The organism is Amycolatopsis sp. ATCC 39116 (genome assembly GCF_000231075.2).
Lineage (GTDB): Bacteria > Actinomycetota > Actinomycetes > Mycobacteriales > Pseudonocardiaceae > Amycolatopsis_E > Amycolatopsis_E tucumanensis.
Genome location: NZ_AFWY03000001.1, coordinates 184,001 through 199,658, shown reverse-complemented (window position 1 = coordinate 199,658; position 15,658 = coordinate 184,001). Strand labels below are relative to the sequence as shown.

Below are 15,658 nucleotides of genomic sequence, written 5' to 3'. Positions count from 1 at the left end.
AGCCCCGACCGACGACTGAACCTGGAGGTCAACGATGACCCAACCGTCCACCCGCGGCCGCACCCGCGCGATCGCCTCGAACCTCATCGGCACCGTCCTGGAGTGGTACGACTTCTACATCTACGGCACCGCGACCTCACTCGTGTTCGGTGCGCTGTTCTTCCCCACATCGAGCGCACTGGCCGGAACGCTCGCCGCGTTCGCCACCTACGCGATCGGTTTCGTCCTCCGTCCCGTCGCCGGTGTTGTGCTCGCACGGTGGGGCGACACCATCGGGCGCAAGAACGTGATGGTGATCTGCCTGATCCTGATGGGCGTCGCCACCGGGTGCATCGGCCTGCTGCCCACCTACGCGCAAGTGGGCGCGCTCGCGCCGATTCTGCTCGTCCTCCTGCGGCTGCTGCAGAGCATCGGCGCCGGAGCCGAGTACGGCACGGCCATCACGATGAGCGCCGAGTACTCGACCGCGCGACGGCGCGGTCTGCTGTCGAGCACGCCGGCCTTCGGCGTGTCGCTGGGCATCCTGCTCGGCACCGGGGTCTTCGCCGCGCTGTCCGGGCTACCCAGGGACGCGTTCCTCGCCTGGGGCTGGCGCGTCCCGTTCCTGGTCGGGTTCGCCCTGGTCCTCGTGGGCCTCTACATCCGGCTGCGGGTCGACGAATCGCCCGAATTCACCGAGCTCCGCAAGTCCGGAGCGGTGGCCCGCAGTCCGATCCGCGAATTGTTCACGACGCACCGCAAGCACGTCGGACTCGCCGCGCTGGCGCGGTGCACCGACGCTGTCGGCGGCCAGATCTTCAACGTGTTCGCGATCTCCTACTGCACGAGCGAACTGCACATGCCCGCCGCGCCGGCCCTGACCGGCGTCCTGATCGCGAACCTCGTCGGACTCGCCGTGATCCCGCTCGCCGGCCGGTGTGCCGACCGGTGGGGGCGCCGCCCGGTGTTCCTCACCGGCCTGCTGCTCGTCGCGGCGCTCGGGTTTCCCTTCTTCTGGCTGCTCCAGACCCGCAACCCGGCGCTCGTGGTGCTGGCGCTGGTGCTGACCTACGGGATCGGCGTCAAGATCGCGCTGTCGGTGTCCGGTGCCTACCTCGCCGAAATGTTCGAGCCGCGGGTACGCAACAGCGGCGTGAACCTCGCCCGGTCGGCCTCGGACCCGCTCGCCGGTTTCACCCCGCTGATCGCCACGGCCCTGCTCGCCGCGGCCGGCTCCTACTGGGCCGTGGGGGTGTTCGTCGTCGGCACGGCGCTCGCGTCCGCCGCCGCTGTCTTCGCCAGCCCGGAAACCCGGAGTGCCGACCCGGCACCCGAGCGTGGTGAAATGTCGGTAGCAACGGACAGCAACTGATCGAAAGGCACGGGACATGGCCGAAGGTGACGGCGCGCGCGCCCTCGGCCCCTTCGTGCGCACGTTCGACCGGGCCCTCGACGTCCTGACCTGCTTCTCCGCCGAGCGGGCCGAACTGTCCGTCACCGATGTCGCGGCCGGCTGCGGATTCGACCGGGCGACAGCACGCAGGCTGCTGCGCACGCTCGCGTCCCTCGGCTACGTCGAGTCCACCGGCAGCCGGTACCGGCTGACCGCCAAGGTCCTCGAACTCGGCTACGCGACGGTCGCCTCGGCGACCTTCCCCGAGCTGGTGCAGCCCTACCTCGAGGACACCGCACAGGCCGTCGAGCACTCGTGCTCGCTGGCCGTCCTCGACGGCGACAGCGCCGTGTTCGTCGCCCGCGCCGCGGTTCGGAGCGTGATGTCGATCAGGCTGGCACCCGGCACCCGGGTGCCAGCCACCGCGTCCGCGGTCGGCCGTGCGCTGCTGACTGGGCTCACCCCCGGCGAGCTGGTCGAGTACCTCGACCGTTTCCCGCCGGTTGCCTACACCGCTCGCACCTGCACCGACCGCGGCGAACTGGCCGCCGCCGTGGCCGAGGCGCGCGAACGCGGCTGGGCGTTGAACGACCAGGAGCTCGAACAAGGGGTCCGCAGCGTCGCGGTGCCGCTTCACGATGCGGCCGGTGCGGTCGTCGCCGCGGTCACGATCGGCACCCCCACCGGACAGATCGACGACGAAACCCTGTTCGGCTCGATACTCCCACGCCTGCGGGACTGCGCGGCGACGATCGAACGCACCATCACGACGCACCCGACCGTGCTGAGCGCACCGGGAATCTCGGTTCCCGATCCCGTGCCCGGCACCACCACGGCCCGCCGCTGATCCCACCGGTTACTCTGAGGGCCCGCCGATCGGCCACGCTTCGCGCGGAACGTCGCCACCACCTTCTGGCGCGACCGCCTCACCCCGGCGCACGATGCGCAGCCTGGTCATCGGCCAGTCACCGGGCTCGAGCCCGACCGCGCGCTGAGAGCATCGTGCGTCTGATCTTGTTGTCGCTGGTCAGAACCGGTGGGCCGGGCGGGGCTCGAACCCGCGGCCAAGGGATTAACAGCTGGTTTCATAATGAAGTCGGCAGCTTGCGGTAGCAGATGAGGACGCAGGCCAGGTGCATGAGGCCAAGGTGGATGTCGGCTCGGCGTTCCCAGCGGATCCGTAGACTGCGTTTCGCGCGGATCACTGGAAGCGCCTCGACCAGCGGTATGAGCTGCGTGCTGTCGTGCCGGTTGCCACCAGTAACAGACACCACGAGCGGAATACCGTTGCCGTCGGTGATCACATGGTGCTTGGAACCGAGCCGAGCCCGATCGACGGGCGAGGGGCCCGTCGCTTCCCCCCTTTCAACGCCCGTAAATGCGACCCATCCACCACCGCCACATCCAGATCGAGCCGATCCAGCGCTCGCAGCTGGTCAAGCAAGAGCTTGTGCACCGCGTCGAACACCCCGGCCTCGGTCCAGTCCCGCAACCGACGCCAACAGGTCACCCCGGAGCAGTCGAACACCTCACGCGGCAGCTCCCGCCACGAGATCCCGGTCTTGAGCACGAACACGATCCCCGCCAACGCCGCCCGGTCATCCACCGGCAACCGACCCGGATACCGACTCCGCCGCACAGGCCTCGGTGGCAGCAACGGCTCCACCCGCTGCCACAGACTGTCGGGAACCAACTTCTCAAGCACCACATCAGCATGCCCACACTTGATCAACTACGGCCAGCAGACGCGCCGATCATTTTTGAAACGAGTTGTAAGGGCAACGTGCGGTACCTCGGCCGGCCGCGCGGAAGTCAGCTCAGGCTCTGGAGGCGGTGCGAGTGCGATGCGGTCACAGCCAGCCGCGCTCGTCGGCCACCCGCAGGGCTTCCATCCGGTTGCGGGTGCCGGTTTTGGTCGTGGCTCCGGACAGGTAGTTCCGCACGGTGCCCTCGGCGAGGTACAGCCGGGCCGCGATCTCGGCCACGGTGGCGCCGGAGCGGGCGGCGGTGAGCACGTCCCGTTCGCGGGCGGTCAGTGGCGACTCGCCCGCGGCCAGCGTCGCCGCGGCCAGCGCCGGGTCCACCACCCGTTCCCCGGCCGCCACCCGCCGGATGGCGTCGGCGAGCGTGTCGGCCGGGGCGTCCTTGACGACGAACCCGGCGGCGCCCGCCTCCATGGCCCGGCGCAGGTAGCCGGTGCGGCCGAAGGTGGTCAGGATGATCACGCGGCAGCCGGGCACCTGTGCGGTGAGCACGGCGGCTGCCGCGAGCCCGTCCAACCCGGGCATGTCGATGTCCAGCAGCGCGACGTTCGGCCGGTGTTCCAGAGCCGCTGCCGTCACCTCGTCGCCGCGGCCGACCGAGGCGACGACCTCGAAGTCCGGCTCCAGGTCGAGCAGCACGCGCAGGGCCTGCCGGATCAGTTCCTGGTCGTCGGCCAGCAGCAGCCGGATCGTCATGCCGGCGCCTCCACCCGCAGCGACCACCCGCGGGGCGATGCCGGGCCCGCGGTCAGCACTCCACCGGCCGCGGCCACTCTGGCGCGCAGGCCGGTCAGCCCGGACCCGGCGCCGGCCGGGCCGCCGACCCCGTCGTCGCGCACCTCGACGGAGGTCGCGGTCAGCTCGACCGTGCACCGGTCGGCCCGTGCGTGCCGCACCACGTTCGTCACCCCTTCCCGCAGGACCCAGGCGAACAGCTCCTGCCGCTCCGGTGGCACCGCGTCGTAGGCCGTGGGCAGGTCGGCGGTGACCCCGGCCGCCCGCAGCAGTTCCCGGCCGCGGGCCAGCTCGCCGGCGAGCGTGACGTCCTGGTACCCGGACACCGCGGCACGGACGTCGGCCAGCGTCCGGCGGGCCAGCTGCTCCACCGATTCCATCTCGGCCAGCGCCGCGGGAGGTGCGCCGACGGCCAGCCGCCGGGCCAGGCCGCTCTTCACGGTGATGGCGGTGAGCGAGTGGCCGAGCAGGTCGTGCAGATCTCGGGCGATCCGGTTGCGCTCGGCCTCCGACGCCAGCCTGGCCACTTCCGCTCTCGCCTCGCGCAGCTGCTGGTTGGCCGTCGCGGTGCGGCTGAAGGCGTGGACCAGCAGCGCGGTGAACACGACGGCCACCGCGTAGTACCCGGCCGGGTCGGTGCTCCAGCCGGGCACCGACATCGGCACCACGACGCACGCCGCGGCGCCCAGAACCACGAGAGCCACCGCCGTCCGGCCGTCGACGCGCGCCGCCGCCGACGGCACGATCACCGCGGCGAGGATCAGCACGTTCTCATGGGCCAGCGGCGCGACCAGCACCGCCAGCACCGTCATCCCCGCCAGCAGCCACCAGTAGGACCGCCACGCCGACCGCATCGAGGCCACCACGATGCCCAGGTAGCAAGCGGAGACGGCCACCAGCAGCAGGTAACCGGCGACGAGACCGGGCCCGCGCGTGTGCTGGGCGACGCCCACGGCTGTCAGGAACGGATAGCAGAGCATGCCCAGCGAGAGCAGCAGCCGGCGCCACTCGTCCTTGCCGCGCGATTCCTCCACGCCGACGACCGTACCGACAGCCGGGCCGGCTCTCGCGGATGTCGTGATCACCGGGCCGCGAAGGTGGTGCGCACGGTCCGGGCGAAGGTCAGCAGGACGACGATGATCAGCAGCGTTCCGCACACCCCGTTCTCGATCTTGAACCAGACCGGGAAGGCGCCGGGAACGCATTCGATCACGATGATGGCCACCACCTGGGCCAGCGCGATGATCCGCACCCTGCGGTGGCTGCTCCGGGAACCCTTGGCCATGGACACGCCGAGCGCGAAGGTGATCAGCGAGGCGACGGCGAGGATCGAGCCACGGATCCACACCGCGTCGGTGACGATGCCGGGATTGCCGCTGAACACCACGATCGCCAGCAGGGTCAGCACGCTCACGGCCGCGTAGCCGCCGAGCAGCACCTGGGCGATGTGCAGCTTCTCGCGGGCGTCGGGGTCGGTCACGGTCGGGGAGATCTGTTTCGTCATGCCCGCAATGCTGATCAACCCGCTTTCTCGCTGGTAGCGACGTTGCCCATCACATGGTCGTGACATCTGTCAGAAACCGGACATGCTGTTCGGCCCACGCGTATGTAGTAGTCGGCGAGAACGGGGAACTCCGCGCGGACGGTGTCCACCGCCGCGGGGTCCACGAGGCCGCCGCGCTGTGCCAGGCGGACGGCGGCGTGCGCGAGCCGCTCCCGCCATTCGGCTACAGCCAGTCGTGCTCACGGGCGTACCGGGCCGCCTCGTGGCGGGTGCGGGTCTGGGTCTTCTGCATCGCGTTGGACAGGTAGTTGCGGACCGTGCCCTCCGCGAGGTGCAGCTGCCCGGCGATGTCGGCCACCGAAAAACCCTCACGGGTCGCGCGCAGCACGTCCAGCTCGCGGTCGGTCAGCGGGCAGTCGTCGACGACGGCGAGGGCCGAGACGTCCGGGTCGATCCAGCGCTTGCCCGCGTGCAGGGTCTTGATCACCGAGGTGATGTGGGCCGGTTCCGCCGCCTTGCTGACGAAGCCCTGGACGCCGAGCTTCAGCGCCTTGCGGAGCACGCCGGGGCGGGCGTGGCGGGTCAGCATCAGGATCACCTGCTCCGGCCGGGCCCGGCGGATCTCCTCGACCGCGCCGAGCCCGTCCACGCGGGGCATCTCGAGGTCGATGACCAGCACGTCCGGCCGGTGTTCGAGGGTGGCCGCGACCGCCGTTTCGCCGTCGTCGGCCTCGGCCAGCACCGTGATCTCGTCTTCCAGCGGCAGCAGCGCGGCCAGTGCCTTGCGGAGCAGGGCTTCGTCGTCGGCGAGCACCACCGTCGTCATCGTCGGGCCTCCTTCGGCGCGGGGAAGGCCGCCGCGGTGCGGAAACGGCCGCCGGAGTGCGAGACTTCCAGCTCGGCGCCGTGCTCCGCCAAGCGCTGCCGGAGCACCGCGAGCCCGCCGAGCTCGAGCGGGCCGGTGTCCGGGGCGCCGTCGTTGACGATCGCGATCCCGCGCCGGGTGAGCGTGATCCCCACATGGCGGGCTTCGGCGTGCCGCAGGATGTTGGTCGTCGTCTCGCGCAGCACCTGGCCGAGCAGTTCGCCCGCGGTGGCGTCCACTTCGTACTCGCGCGCGACGCGGACGTGGATCCCCGCGGCCTCGAAGAGGTTCTTGGCGTTCTCCAGCTCGGCGGACAGGTTCAGCCGCCGCTGGGCGTAGGCGAGTTCCCTGGTCTGGACGATGGTGTCGCCGACCAGGTCGTGCACTTCCCGCAGTTCCTCGCGCGCCCGATCCGGTTCGCGGTCCAGCAGCTTCTCGGCCAGCGCCACCTTCAGCTTCACCACGTGCAGGGTGTGCCCCTGGATGTCGTGCAGGTCGGACGCGAAGCGCACCCGCTCCCGCGTGACGGCGAGGTCGGCGTCGCGCTCGCGGGACTGTTCGAGCTCCGCGATCAGGTCGAAGAAGCGCTGGCTGACGAACATGAACCCGGTCGAGACCAGCGTGGCCGCCGCGGGCACGGCGGCGAACTGGAACAGCCGCCAGCCGATCCGGTCGTCGTGCACGAGGACGTTCGCCGCGCCCAGCCCCGCGATCAGGACCGTCAGCCCGGCCAGCGCGGCGAGCCGGCGGCGGGGCAGCGGCGGGATGAGGTACGACCCCACGACGGACAGCCCGAAGAACGCGGCGGTGTCGTCGGTCAGGGACCCGGCCAGCCACACCACCGCGGTGACGACCAGGCTCGGCCGCGCCACGCGGAGGTAGTCACCCGCGGTCCAGCGTTCGGCCGTCGCCAGTGCCGCGAGCAGCCCGACGACCTGGATGACGACGTGCCACCCGGACCGGGCAGTCACCAGCAGCAGGAACACGCCCACGACCGCCAGGGGCGGGACGGTCGTGATCAGGTTCAGCCTGCGCAGGCGTTCCTGGACCTTCCCGCCGGTCCAGGACGTCCGGCGCGCGATCGTCGGCACCTCCACCAGCCGAGCGTATCCAGCTGAGCGGGCACCACCAGTGACACCACGTCATGTATCCGGGTGACGCCGCCGCACTGCCGGGCCGCGCCGGTCCACGCTGGAATTCGAGGCATGTCCACGACACCGGTCATCGACGTCGATCGCCTCACCCTCACCTACGGCGGCTTCCCCGCCGTGAAAGACCTGTCGTTCCAGGTGGATCGCGGGGAGCTGTACGCCCTGCTCGGCACGAACGGCGCCGGCAAGACCTCGACCCTGGAGACAGTCGAAGGGCACCGCGCGCCCAGCTCGGGTGCCGTGCGGGTGTTCGGGAAGGACCCCCGTGACCGCGCCGCCGTCCGCCCACGGGTGGGGATCATGCTGCAGGAAAGCGGGTTCTCCGCCGACCTGACCGTGCGCGAGACCGTCGGGCTGGTCGGGCGGCTCACCGGACGGCATGACGACATCGGGCGCCTGCTCGACGTGGCCGGCCTCACCCGCAAGGCAGGCACCAAGGTCGGGCAGCTCTCGGGCGGGGAAAGGCGGCGGCTCGACTTCGCCACCGCCGTCTACGGCACGCCCGAGCTGGTCTTCCTCGACGAGCCCACCACCGGCCTCGACATCCAGTCGCGGGACGCGCTCTGGGACGCCGTCGACAAACTGCGCGAGGACGGCTCGACCGTCGTGCTCACCACGCACTACCTCGAGGAAGCCCAGCAGCGCGCCGACCGCATCGGGCTCATGCACCAGGGCGCCCTCCACCGCGAGGGCACCGTCGCCGAGCTGACCCGGACGCTGCCCTCGACCATCCACTTCGGACTCCCGGCCCACGCGCCGTCGCCGCCGCTGCTCGCCACGCGGGGCGTGGACGGCAAGTTCCTCGTCGAGACCTTCGGCCTGCAGAAGGACCTGCACACGCTGCTCACCTGGGCGCAGGACCAGGCCGTGGAGCTGCTCGACCTGCGGGCCGGGCCGACGCGGCTCGACGACGTCTTCCGCGCCATCGAAAACTCCTGAGAGGAGCAACCGTGTTGACGATCGCTCGCGGCGAGCTGATCCAGCTCTTCCGGAACCGGCTCGTGCTGGTCACCGCGCTGGTGCTGCCGGCAGCGCTCAGCGCGTTCTTCATCGCCCGGCACGAGGTCTTCACCGAGGTGGGGAGCCTCGGCTACATCGCGACGCTGACGTTGTTCTTCGTGCTGGGCATCGGCCTCTACACCACGGCGGTGACGACGCTGGCCGCCCGCCGGCAGAACCTGTTCCTCAAGCGGCTGCGCTCGACCGCGGCCGGGGACGCCGCGATCCTCGGCGGACTGCTGCTGCCGGTCACCGCGATCGCGGTGGTCCAGATCGCCGTGCTGCTCGCGGTGCTGGCCGTGGTCACGGGGAAGCCGGCGAACCCGCTGCTGCTGGCCGCCGCCGTCCTCGCCACCGTGGTGATGATGCTCGCGCTCGGCCTGGCCACGGCCGGGCTGACGAACTCGCCGGAACACGCGCAGGTGACCACGCTGCCGATCAGCGTCGGGGTGATCGCGGTGGCCGGCTGGGTCGGTCTCACCGGCACCGGCGAGCTGACGCTGCTCAAGCGGCTGCTGCCCGGCGGTTCGGCGGCCGAGCTGGTGCTCGACGCGTGGAACGGCGGGAAACCGGCCGCCGGCTCCCTGCTCCTCTTCGCCCCGACCCTGGCCTGGGTCTTCGTCGCGGTCGTGCTGGCGATGCGGCTCTTCCGCTGGGAACCGCGCCGCTGAGCGCGGTGCGAACGAAAGGAATTCCGATGCGCAAAGCCTTGCTGGTGGCCGCGATCGCCGTGCTCGGCGCGACGACCGCCGTGCCCGCGGCCTCCGCCGCACCGAGCACCTTGACCTGGGGACCGTGCCCGGCGGGGGCGTTCCCGACGCCGGACCTGCAGTGCACGACAGTGAAGGTCCCGCTGGACTACCGGGAGCCGGGCGGGCGGACGATCGACGTCGCCGTGTCGCGCCTGCCGAGCAAGAACCCGGAGAAGCGTCGGGGCGTGCTGCTGACCAACCCGGGCGGCCCCGGCGGCGGTGGCCTGGACTACCCGCAGCTGCTGAAGTACGTGCAGCTGCCCCAGGACGTGCTCGACTCCTACGACATCATCGGGTTCGACCCGCGCGGGGTCGCGCACAGCACGCCGGTGACGTGCGACCTGACGCCGGAGCAGATCGCGGTCGGCAACCTGCCGTACCCGAACGGACCGGCCGACGTCGTGAAGCAAGCCGCGATCGCGAAGCGGGAAGCCGAGCAGTGCGCCGGGTCGGAGACCGGATCGATGCTGCCGTACATCACCACGGCGAACACCGCGCGGGACATGGACCGCATCCGGACGGCGCTCGGCGAGCCGAAGGTGTCGTTCCTGGGCGCGTCCTACGGGACTTACCTGGGTGCGGTCTACACGACGCTGTTCCCCGAGCGCAGCGACCGGATCGTGCTGGACAGCAGCCTCGGTCCGGGCGGCTACGACATCGACGCGATGCGCGGCTTCGGGCGGGGCATGGAGGACCGGTTCCCCGACTTCGCGGCCTTCGCGGCGAAGCACCCGGAGTACGGGCTCGGCACGACGCCCGCGCAGGTGACGGCCAAGTTCCACGAGCTGGCCGCGCGGCTGGACCGCACCCCGGTCGAGGGCATCACGGGCTCGGTCTTCCGTGGCTTGACGTTCGAAGGCCTGTACTCGACGGACCTGACGAAGCTGGCCGAGGACTGGCAGGGGCTCGAGCAGGGCCGGGCCCCGAAACCGCCGGCGGAACCGGTGACCGGGGTGGAAAACCTGCTGGCGTCCCGGTTCGCGGTGATCTGCGGCGACTCGGCGTGGCCGCGCTCGATCGCGAGCTACCAGCTGGACGTGGCCGTCGACCGGATCCGCTACCCGCTGATCGGCGCGGCGAGCGCGAACATCGCGGCGTGCGCGTACTGGGCGCCGCCCGCCGAGCCGCGGGTGCGGATCAGCGGCCACGGCCCGGCGAACGTGCTGATGGTGCAGAACCAGCGTGACCCGGGCACGCCGTTGTCCGGGGCCCGCAAGCTGCGGGCGGCGTTCGGCGAGCGCGCCCGGATGATCACGATCGACCAGGGCGGGCACGGAGCCTACCTCTTCACGCCCAACGAGTGCGGGAACGCGCTCGTGACCGAGTACCTGGTGAGCGGGAAGCGGCCGGACGACACCTTCTGCGCCGCGGAAAGCTGACCATGGGCGGCGGTGCCACCCCGTCCCTGGGGTGGCACCGCTTCTTCGGGTCAGCGGAAAACGAACCAGACGAACGCCGCGGTGGCCTCCTTCCCGGCCGCGTCGGTGACCTGCCTGCTGTCCGCGCGGGGCGGCGTCCCGGACACGGCTCCGCTCGCCGCGTCGAGGGTCAGGCCCGGGGGCCAGTTCCGTCGACGACCAGGCCTTGCTCGAAGCCCTCACGGCCGACGCCCTCGACGCCGTGGCACGCCGCCTCGCGGACGCGAACCTCGAACGCGCGACCGTCGAAGACGCGATCGAACGGATCCTGCGCGCGTTCGTGGCCGTCGGCGACCGCTACGCGGTGCTCACCAGCGACCAGGCGACACTCGAAGCGGCACACGGAGAACTCGCCGCCCCGCTTCACGAGGTACTCGCCCGGGGAATCGAGACCGGCGTCCTGCGCGACGACCTGCCCGTCGAGATCCTCTACGAATTCCTCGCCGGCACCATCCTGAAGGCGATCGCGCTCAACCAGCAGCACCGCCTGGGACTGGAGGAAGCCAGCGCCACCGCCGCGAGCTTCTTCCTGAACGGCACGCGCTCCCGGGATTGAGGCGACGGGCACCCACCAGAGCCGGGGGTCGTTCAGCAGGTCAGCCGACCGTGACGCTGCCGAGGTGGGTGAAGTCCGCGGTGATCGGGTGGCCGGGGCGGAAGGGCACCGCGTCGGTGAGGCCGCCGGTGAGGACGAGCCACCCTTCTTCGAGGGCGAGGCCGCGGTCGGCGAGTGCGTTGGCGGCCAGCGCGAGCGCGTTGGCCGGGTGGCCCTGGACGGCCGCGCCGGTGGCGGTGTCGACGACCTCGCCTGCTTCGCGCAGCACGCAGGCCTCCAGGGTGAGGTCGAGTTCGCGGGGATCGCGGGTCACGTCGCCGACGACGAAGCGGGCCGACGACGCGTTGTCGGCGATCACGTCGGGCAGGGTGAAGCGGAAGTCGCGGTAGCGGCTGTCGATCACCTCGAGCCCGGCCGAGACGGTGCTGACCGCGGCCATGGCGGTCGCCGGGGTGACGCCGGGGCCTCGCAGGCGGGCACCCAGGGTGAAGACGATCTCCGGTTCGACCCGGGGGTGGATCAGCTCGCCGACCGGGACCGGGGCGCCCGCGGCGAGGACCATGCCGTCGGTGAGCCAGCCGGTGAGAGGCGCGTCGATGCCCATCCGCCGCTGTTTGGCGTGGGACGTGAGGCCCAGCTTGACACCGATCACCCGTTCGCCGCGGGCGGCCACGAACTCCGTCTGCACCTGGTAGGCGGTGGCGAGGTCGAGTTCCGGCCAGTCGTCGGTGATGGGACGGCGGGCGGTGCGCCCGGTCTCCGCCGCGCGCAGTTCCCCGACGGCCCGCTCGACTGTCCACGTGGTCACGGTCATGACGCCACTGTGGACGTTTCGGCCAGGTAACACCATCCGTCGTTTCCGGCCACCGGAAACGGGTGCGTTGTTCTCGCCACGACCGGACCTACGGTCGCTCCAAACCGCCGCCCGCGACGTGGCGGGCGGCACGGCTGGCTCGAGGAGACCGTCCATGAACAAACAGGAGCTCAAGGTCGTCGGTGCGTCGGCCGTCGGCACGGCGTTCGAGTGGTACGACTTCTTCCTCTACGGGGCGCTCGTGCCGGTCATCGGCAGCAAGTTCTTCAGCGACTACGGGTCCGCGGCGCAGACCGTGTTCGCGCTGCTCACGTTCGCCGCGGGGTTCATCGTCCGGCCGATCGGGGCGGTGGTGTTCGCGCGGATCACCGACCTCGTCGGCCGCAAGATCGTGTTCCTGATGACGCTGGTCCTGATGGGGGTGTCGACCGTCGCCGTGGGGCTGCTGCCGACCGCGGACCAGATCGGGATCACGGCGCCGATCCTGCTGGTGACGTGCCGCATCCTGCAGGGGCTCGCGGTCAGCGGCGAGTTCGGCGCGGCGGTCACCTACGTCTCCGAGTACGCGCCCGCCAGGCAGCGCTCGTTCTTCGTCGGCTGGCTCACCGGCACCACCGCGCTCGCGTTCAGCCTCTCGCTGGGGGTGCAGCTCGTCGTGGAGTCCATCGTGGGCACCGCGGCGTACGACTCGTGGGGCTGGCGGGTGCCGTTCCTCATCTCGGTGCTGCCGCTGGCGTTGTCGGTGTGGATCCGCAGCAAGCTCAACGAGAGCCCGCTGTTCTTGAAGATGAAGCGGGAGGGCACACAGGCGAAGGCCCCGCTGCGGGAGGCGTTCGGGTCGCGGGCGCGGGTGCGGATGATCGCGATCGTGTTCGTGATGGCGTCGGCGCAGTCGTTCATCGGTTACCTGTCGACCGTGTACATGGTGACGACGATGAAGACCTACCTGAAGGCCGACTCGTTCACCGTCAACGCCATCTACATGGTGATCATGCTGATCGGGTTCTTCCTGTGCGTGTTCGTGTGCTGGCTGTCCGACCGGATCGGCAGGCGGCCGGTGCTGTTCGCCGGGCTCGGGCTCGCCGCGCTGCTCGCGTTCCCCGTCACCAACGCGATCACGTCGACCACCAACCCGGCGCTCGCGACGGCGCAGGACCGCGTCTCGGTCGTCATCAAGGCCGACCCGGCCGACTGTTCGTTCCAGTTCAACCCCGCCGGCACGGCCGAGTTCACATCGGACTGCGACCGGGCACGCAACGTGCTGCAGGCCAACTCGGTCGTGTTCGACCGGCAGGACGTCTCCGGGCCGACAACGGTCGTGGTGGACGGCACCGAGATCGCGGGCGGCGAGTCGCTGCAGACCGACCTCGTGGCGGCGATCAAAGCGGCAGGCTACCCGGTGGGCGGGTCGGCGACCACCATCAAGGTCGACGGGATCGGTGACTTCTTCGACGGGCGGGTGCTCGGTGTCGCGCTGCTGCTGCTGGCGCTCGTCGCGCTCGCGCAGATGACCCAGGGCCCGGCCGCGACCGCGATGGCTGAGGTGTTCCCGACCAGGATCCGCGCCACCGCGCTGTCGATCCCGTACCAGCTCGGCGTCGGCGTGTTCGGTGGCCTGCTGCCCGCGACGATGGTCGCGATCAGCGCCGAGGTCGGCAGCTTCACCACCGCCCTGTGGTATCCGGTCGGCGCGATGGCGCTGGGACTGGTGATCCTGCTGTTCACGTTGCCGGAGACCAAGGGCGTCGACCTCGGCGAGGTCAGCCTGGACGGCGACACGGCCGCCGAACCCGCCGAACCCGTTCGCCAGGGCCGGTGACCGGGATGCCGATCGTCGACGTGTCACTGGTGGCCGGACGCACCGAGGCGGAGCTGCGTGAGCTGATCACCGCGGTCCACCACGCGGTGGTGACGAGCCTGGGCGTGCCGGGGGAGTCGGTGCGGGTGCTGGTGCGGGAACTGCCGCCGACGCACTGGGCGGCGAACGACGAGACCATCGCCGAGCGCCGATCCCGCTGACAGCAAAAGGGGGCCGCGATTACCGCGGCCCCCTTCGCTGTGCACTCAGTCGCGGAAGTGGGTGCTGGTCCAGCCGCCGTCCACCGGGATCGTGACACCGGTGACGAACGCGGCTTCGTCGGAGGCGAGGAACGCGAAGACCCGCGCCACGTCCTCGGGTGTGCCGACCCTCGGCAGCGGGCGGGCACGCGTCACCAGGTCGTCGAAGATCCCGGACGCGATCTTCGCGCGCGTCGCCGGCGTCTCGATCAGCCCGGGCGCGACCGCGTTCACGCGGATGCCGCGCCTGCCGTAGTCGGCCGCCATCTGCCGGGTCAAGCTCGCGACCGCGCCCTTGGCCGCCGAGTACGGCGCCGACCCGGCGACCCCGGTCAGTGCGAACGACGAGGCCGTGTTGACGATCGCCCCGCCGCCGTCGAACACGTGGACCGCCCGCCGGGACAGCGCGAACGTCGTGGTCAGGTTCGTGCGCACGAAGAACTCGAAGTCCTCGTCGCTCGTGTCTCCCGCGGACCGGTCACCGGCCTTGCCCGCGATGTTGGCGAGCACGTCCGGTGTGCCGACGGTCGCCGCGCAGTGGTCGAACACCTCGTCGGCGGCACCGGGCGCCGCGAGGTCGACGGCCAACGTGGGCACCGACAGCTCGGCTAGACCCTGTTCGTCGCGGTCGACGGCGAGCACGGTCGCGCCGCGGGCGGCGAACAGTTCGGCGGTCGCCCGGCCGATGCCCGACGCCGCGCCCGTCACGATCGCAGTCCTGCCGCTGAGCTGTCCGGTCACGTGTTCCTCCACAAAGGTCGACATCGTCCGCGATCATCCGCCGGCGGCCGCGAGGTCACCACCGCGCGTTTCCGGTGGGTGAGAACGGGCGCTGGCGATCTGTGCACGGGTGCGGTGCGCTCGCCGCATGGACGCAACCGTGACGTTCCCCTCCGACGGGGTCGCCGTGCTGGCACTGGACCGGCCACACCGCCGCAACGCCCTGGACCGCGCGCTGCTCGACGGGCTGCCGGACTTGTTGTCCGAACTGGACGCCGACGACCGGGTGCGTGTCCTGGTGATCACCGGCCGTGGCGGCGCGTTCTGCGCGGGTGGCGACCTGGACGTGCTCGCCGCCCTGGGTGCGGAGACCCCCGACGAGGCCCGGGCACGGATGGCACGCGAGTTCGACACGGCAAGGCTGCTGCTGGAGTTCCGCGCCCCGACCGTGGCGGCCGTCGACGGGGCCGCGGTCGGCGCGGGAATGGCGCTGGCGCTGGCCTGCGACCTGCGGATCGGCTCGCCGGACGCGGTGTTCGCGAGCCCGTTCATCCGGATGGCGCTGGTGCCCGACTGGGGGGTCACGTGGCTGCTCGCCAGGGCGGCCGGGCAGGCGCGGGCGACCGAGATCGCCCTGTCCGCCCGCAAGGTCGGCGCCGCGGAGGCGCTGCGGATCGGGCTGCTCGACGACATCGTGCCCGCACCGCTGGACGAGGCACTCGCACGGGCCCAGCGGCTCGCGGAAGCCGATCCAGCCGCCGCGGCGGCGACGAAACGGCTCATCGCGGGGGCGACGGGCACCTTCCAGGACGCCGTCGACGCCGAGATCACCGAACAGCTCCGCGCGGTGCGGTCACCGGAGTTCGCGCGGCGGATGGGGGAGTGGTCCCAGACCGTCCGGGGGCGTTCCCGGTGAATGGAAACGGGCCATTGTGCACAGCCCGGCCCACG

The 15,658-nt window shown here is 71.2% G+C and carries 17 protein-coding genes and 1 pseudogene; 9 read left to right on the top strand and 9 right to left on the bottom strand.

Annotated elements, in window-relative coordinates:
* Positions 1-34 precede the first annotated feature (34 nt).
* Entirely contained in the window at positions 35-1,351 is a 1,317-nt protein-coding gene (locus AMY39116_RS0301095; RefSeq protein WP_020415863.1) for an MFS transporter, read from the top strand.
* Between the two features lie 16 nt (positions 1,352-1,367).
* Positions 1,368-2,219 (top strand): IclR family transcriptional regulator C-terminal domain-containing protein, encoded by an 852-nt coding sequence (locus AMY39116_RS41950; RefSeq protein ID WP_020415862.1) that lies wholly within the window; start codon positions 1,368-1,370, stop codon positions 2,217-2,219.
* 238 nt (positions 2,220-2,457) lie between these two features.
* Here the strand turns inward: AMY39116_RS41950 and AMY39116_RS45150 are convergent.
* The 6 genes and pseudogenes from AMY39116_RS45150 to AMY39116_RS0301060 all read right to left on the bottom strand — a co-directional run bounded on the left by AMY39116_RS45150 (position 2,458) and on the right by AMY39116_RS0301060 (position 7,336).
* A pseudogene (locus AMY39116_RS45150) lies at positions 2,458-3,077 on the bottom strand (IS5 family transposase).
* Positions 3,078-3,222: 145 nt separating this feature from the next.
* Positions 3,223-3,831 carry a response regulator transcription factor gene (locus AMY39116_RS0301080; RefSeq protein ID WP_020415860.1) on the bottom strand — a complete coding sequence of 203 codons (609 nt, stop codon included), beginning with the start codon at positions 3,829-3,831 and terminating at the stop codon, positions 3,223-3,225.
* Positions 3,828-4,904: a sensor histidine kinase gene (locus tag AMY39116_RS0301075; RefSeq protein ID WP_020415859.1), complete on the bottom strand. Its 1,077-nt coding sequence runs from the start codon at positions 4,902-4,904 to the stop codon at positions 3,828-3,830. Before AMY39116_RS0301075 ends, AMY39116_RS0301080 begins: the two co-directional genes overlap by 4 nt.
* A 47-nt stretch (positions 4,905-4,951) precedes the next feature.
* Positions 4,952-5,374, bottom strand: a complete 423-nt coding sequence (locus AMY39116_RS0301070; RefSeq protein ID WP_020415858.1) for a hypothetical protein — start codon at positions 5,372-5,374, stop codon at positions 4,952-4,954.
* A 223-nt stretch (positions 5,375-5,597) separates the two neighbouring features.
* Positions 5,598-6,200: a response regulator transcription factor gene (locus AMY39116_RS0301065; RefSeq protein WP_020415857.1), complete on the bottom strand. Its 603-nt coding sequence runs from the start codon at positions 6,198-6,200 to the stop codon at positions 5,598-5,600.
* A complete protein-coding gene (locus AMY39116_RS0301060; RefSeq protein ID WP_020415856.1) occupies positions 6,197-7,336 on the bottom strand; it encodes a sensor histidine kinase in 1,140 nt (379 codons plus the stop codon). The genes AMY39116_RS0301065 and AMY39116_RS0301060 overlap by 4 nt, the downstream gene beginning before the upstream one ends.
* 108 nt (positions 7,337-7,444) lie before the next feature.
* Here AMY39116_RS0301060 and AMY39116_RS0301055 point away from each other — a divergent pair, with 108 nt between their 5' ends.
* The 3 genes from AMY39116_RS0301055 to AMY39116_RS0301045 are packed head-to-tail and all read left to right on the top strand — an operon-like array spanning position 7,445 to position 10,520.
* Positions 7,445-8,329, top strand: coding sequence for an ABC transporter ATP-binding protein (locus tag AMY39116_RS0301055; RefSeq protein ID WP_020415855.1), 885 nt, complete (start codon positions 7,445-7,447; stop codon positions 8,327-8,329).
* A gap of 11 nt (positions 8,330-8,340) precedes the next feature.
* Entirely contained in the window at positions 8,341-9,060 is a 720-nt protein-coding gene (locus AMY39116_RS0301050) for an ABC transporter permease (RefSeq protein ID WP_020415854.1), read from the top strand.
* A 26-nt stretch (positions 9,061-9,086) separates the two neighbouring features.
* The gene (locus AMY39116_RS0301045) at positions 9,087-10,520 is read left to right on the top strand and encodes an alpha/beta hydrolase (RefSeq protein WP_020415853.1); all 1,434 of its coding nucleotides are present in this window, start codon (positions 9,087-9,089) and stop codon (positions 10,518-10,520) included.
* 50 nt (positions 10,521-10,570) lie between these two features.
* Here the strand turns inward: AMY39116_RS0301045 and AMY39116_RS47280 are convergent, their stop codons facing one another.
* Complete coding sequence (locus AMY39116_RS47280; protein WP_255346828.1) at positions 10,571-10,693, bottom strand: hypothetical protein; 123 nt, start codon at positions 10,691-10,693, stop codon at positions 10,571-10,573.
* Positions 10,694-10,725: 32 nt separating this feature from the next.
* Between AMY39116_RS47280 and AMY39116_RS0301035 the strand changes: the two genes are divergently transcribed.
* Positions 10,726-11,115, top strand: coding sequence for a hypothetical protein (locus AMY39116_RS0301035; RefSeq protein WP_020415851.1), 390 nt, complete (start codon positions 10,726-10,728; stop codon positions 11,113-11,115).
* A 40-nt stretch (positions 11,116-11,155) separates the two neighbouring features.
* Here AMY39116_RS0301035 and AMY39116_RS0301030 read toward each other — a convergent pair whose 3' ends face one another.
* Positions 11,156-11,929: a fumarylacetoacetate hydrolase family protein gene (locus tag AMY39116_RS0301030; protein ID WP_020415850.1), complete on the bottom strand. Its 774-nt coding sequence runs from the start codon at positions 11,927-11,929 to the stop codon at positions 11,156-11,158.
* A 154-nt stretch (positions 11,930-12,083) separates the two neighbouring features.
* Here AMY39116_RS0301030 and AMY39116_RS41945 point away from each other — a divergent pair, with 154 nt between their 5' ends.
* Together AMY39116_RS41945 and AMY39116_RS0301020 are read left to right on the top strand one after the other, a co-directional pair.
* A complete protein-coding gene (locus tag AMY39116_RS41945) occupies positions 12,084-13,748 on the top strand; it encodes an MFS transporter (RefSeq protein ID WP_020415849.1) in 1,665 nt (554 codons plus the stop codon).
* Between the two features lie 5 nt (positions 13,749-13,753).
* The gene (locus AMY39116_RS0301020; protein ID WP_027935530.1) at positions 13,754-13,948 is read left to right on the top strand and encodes a tautomerase family protein; all 195 of its coding nucleotides are present in this window, start codon (positions 13,754-13,756) and stop codon (positions 13,946-13,948) included.
* Between the two features lie 45 nt (positions 13,949-13,993).
* Here the strand turns inward: AMY39116_RS0301020 and AMY39116_RS0301015 are convergent, their stop codons facing one another.
* Positions 13,994-14,728 carry an SDR family NAD(P)-dependent oxidoreductase gene (locus AMY39116_RS0301015; RefSeq protein WP_235716028.1) on the bottom strand — a complete coding sequence of 245 codons (735 nt, stop codon included), beginning with the start codon at positions 14,726-14,728 and terminating at the stop codon, positions 13,994-13,996.
* A gap of 127 nt (positions 14,729-14,855) precedes the next feature.
* On the opposite strand from AMY39116_RS0301015, the gene AMY39116_RS0301010 reads away from it, so the two are divergent.
* The gene (locus AMY39116_RS0301010) at positions 14,856-15,623 is read left to right on the top strand and encodes an enoyl-CoA hydratase/isomerase family protein (protein WP_020415846.1); all 768 of its coding nucleotides are present in this window, start codon (positions 14,856-14,858) and stop codon (positions 15,621-15,623) included.
* Positions 15,624-15,658: the final 35 nt, after the last annotated feature.

Excerpts from the sequence above, each read along its gene's own strand:
- AMY39116_RS0301030 (WP_020415850.1), bottom strand. The coding sequence starts at position 11,929 with ATGACCGTGACCACGTGGACAGTCGAGCGGGCCGTCGGGGAACTGCGC.
- AMY39116_RS0301020 (WP_027935530.1), top strand. The coding sequence starts at position 13,754 with ATGCCGATCGTCGACGTGTCACTGGTGGCCGGACGCACCGAGGCGGAG.
- AMY39116_RS41950 (WP_020415862.1), top strand. The coding sequence starts at position 1,368 with ATGGCCGAAGGTGACGGCGCGCGCGCCCTCGGCCCCTTCGTGCGCACG.
- AMY39116_RS0301080 (WP_020415860.1), bottom strand. The coding sequence starts at position 3,831 with ATGACGATCCGGCTGCTGCTGGCCGACGACCAGGAACTGATCCGGCAG.
- AMY39116_RS0301045 (WP_020415853.1), top strand. The coding sequence starts at position 9,087 with ATGCGCAAAGCCTTGCTGGTGGCCGCGATCGCCGTGCTCGGCGCGACG.
- AMY39116_RS0301055 (WP_020415855.1), top strand. The coding sequence starts at position 7,445 with ATGTCCACGACACCGGTCATCGACGTCGATCGCCTCACCCTCACCTAC.
- AMY39116_RS0301070 (WP_020415858.1), bottom strand. The coding sequence starts at position 5,374 with ATGACGAAACAGATCTCCCCGACCGTGACCGACCCCGACGCCCGCGAG.
- AMY39116_RS0301010 (WP_020415846.1), top strand. The coding sequence starts at position 14,856 with ATGGACGCAACCGTGACGTTCCCCTCCGACGGGGTCGCCGTGCTGGCA.
- AMY39116_RS0301095 (WP_020415863.1), top strand. The coding sequence starts at position 35 with ATGACCCAACCGTCCACCCGCGGCCGCACCCGCGCGATCGCCTCGAAC.
- AMY39116_RS0301065 (WP_020415857.1), bottom strand. The coding sequence starts at position 6,200 with ATGACGACGGTGGTGCTCGCCGACGACGAAGCCCTGCTCCGCAAGGCA.
- AMY39116_RS41945 (WP_020415849.1), top strand. The coding sequence starts at position 12,084 with ATGAACAAACAGGAGCTCAAGGTCGTCGGTGCGTCGGCCGTCGGCACG.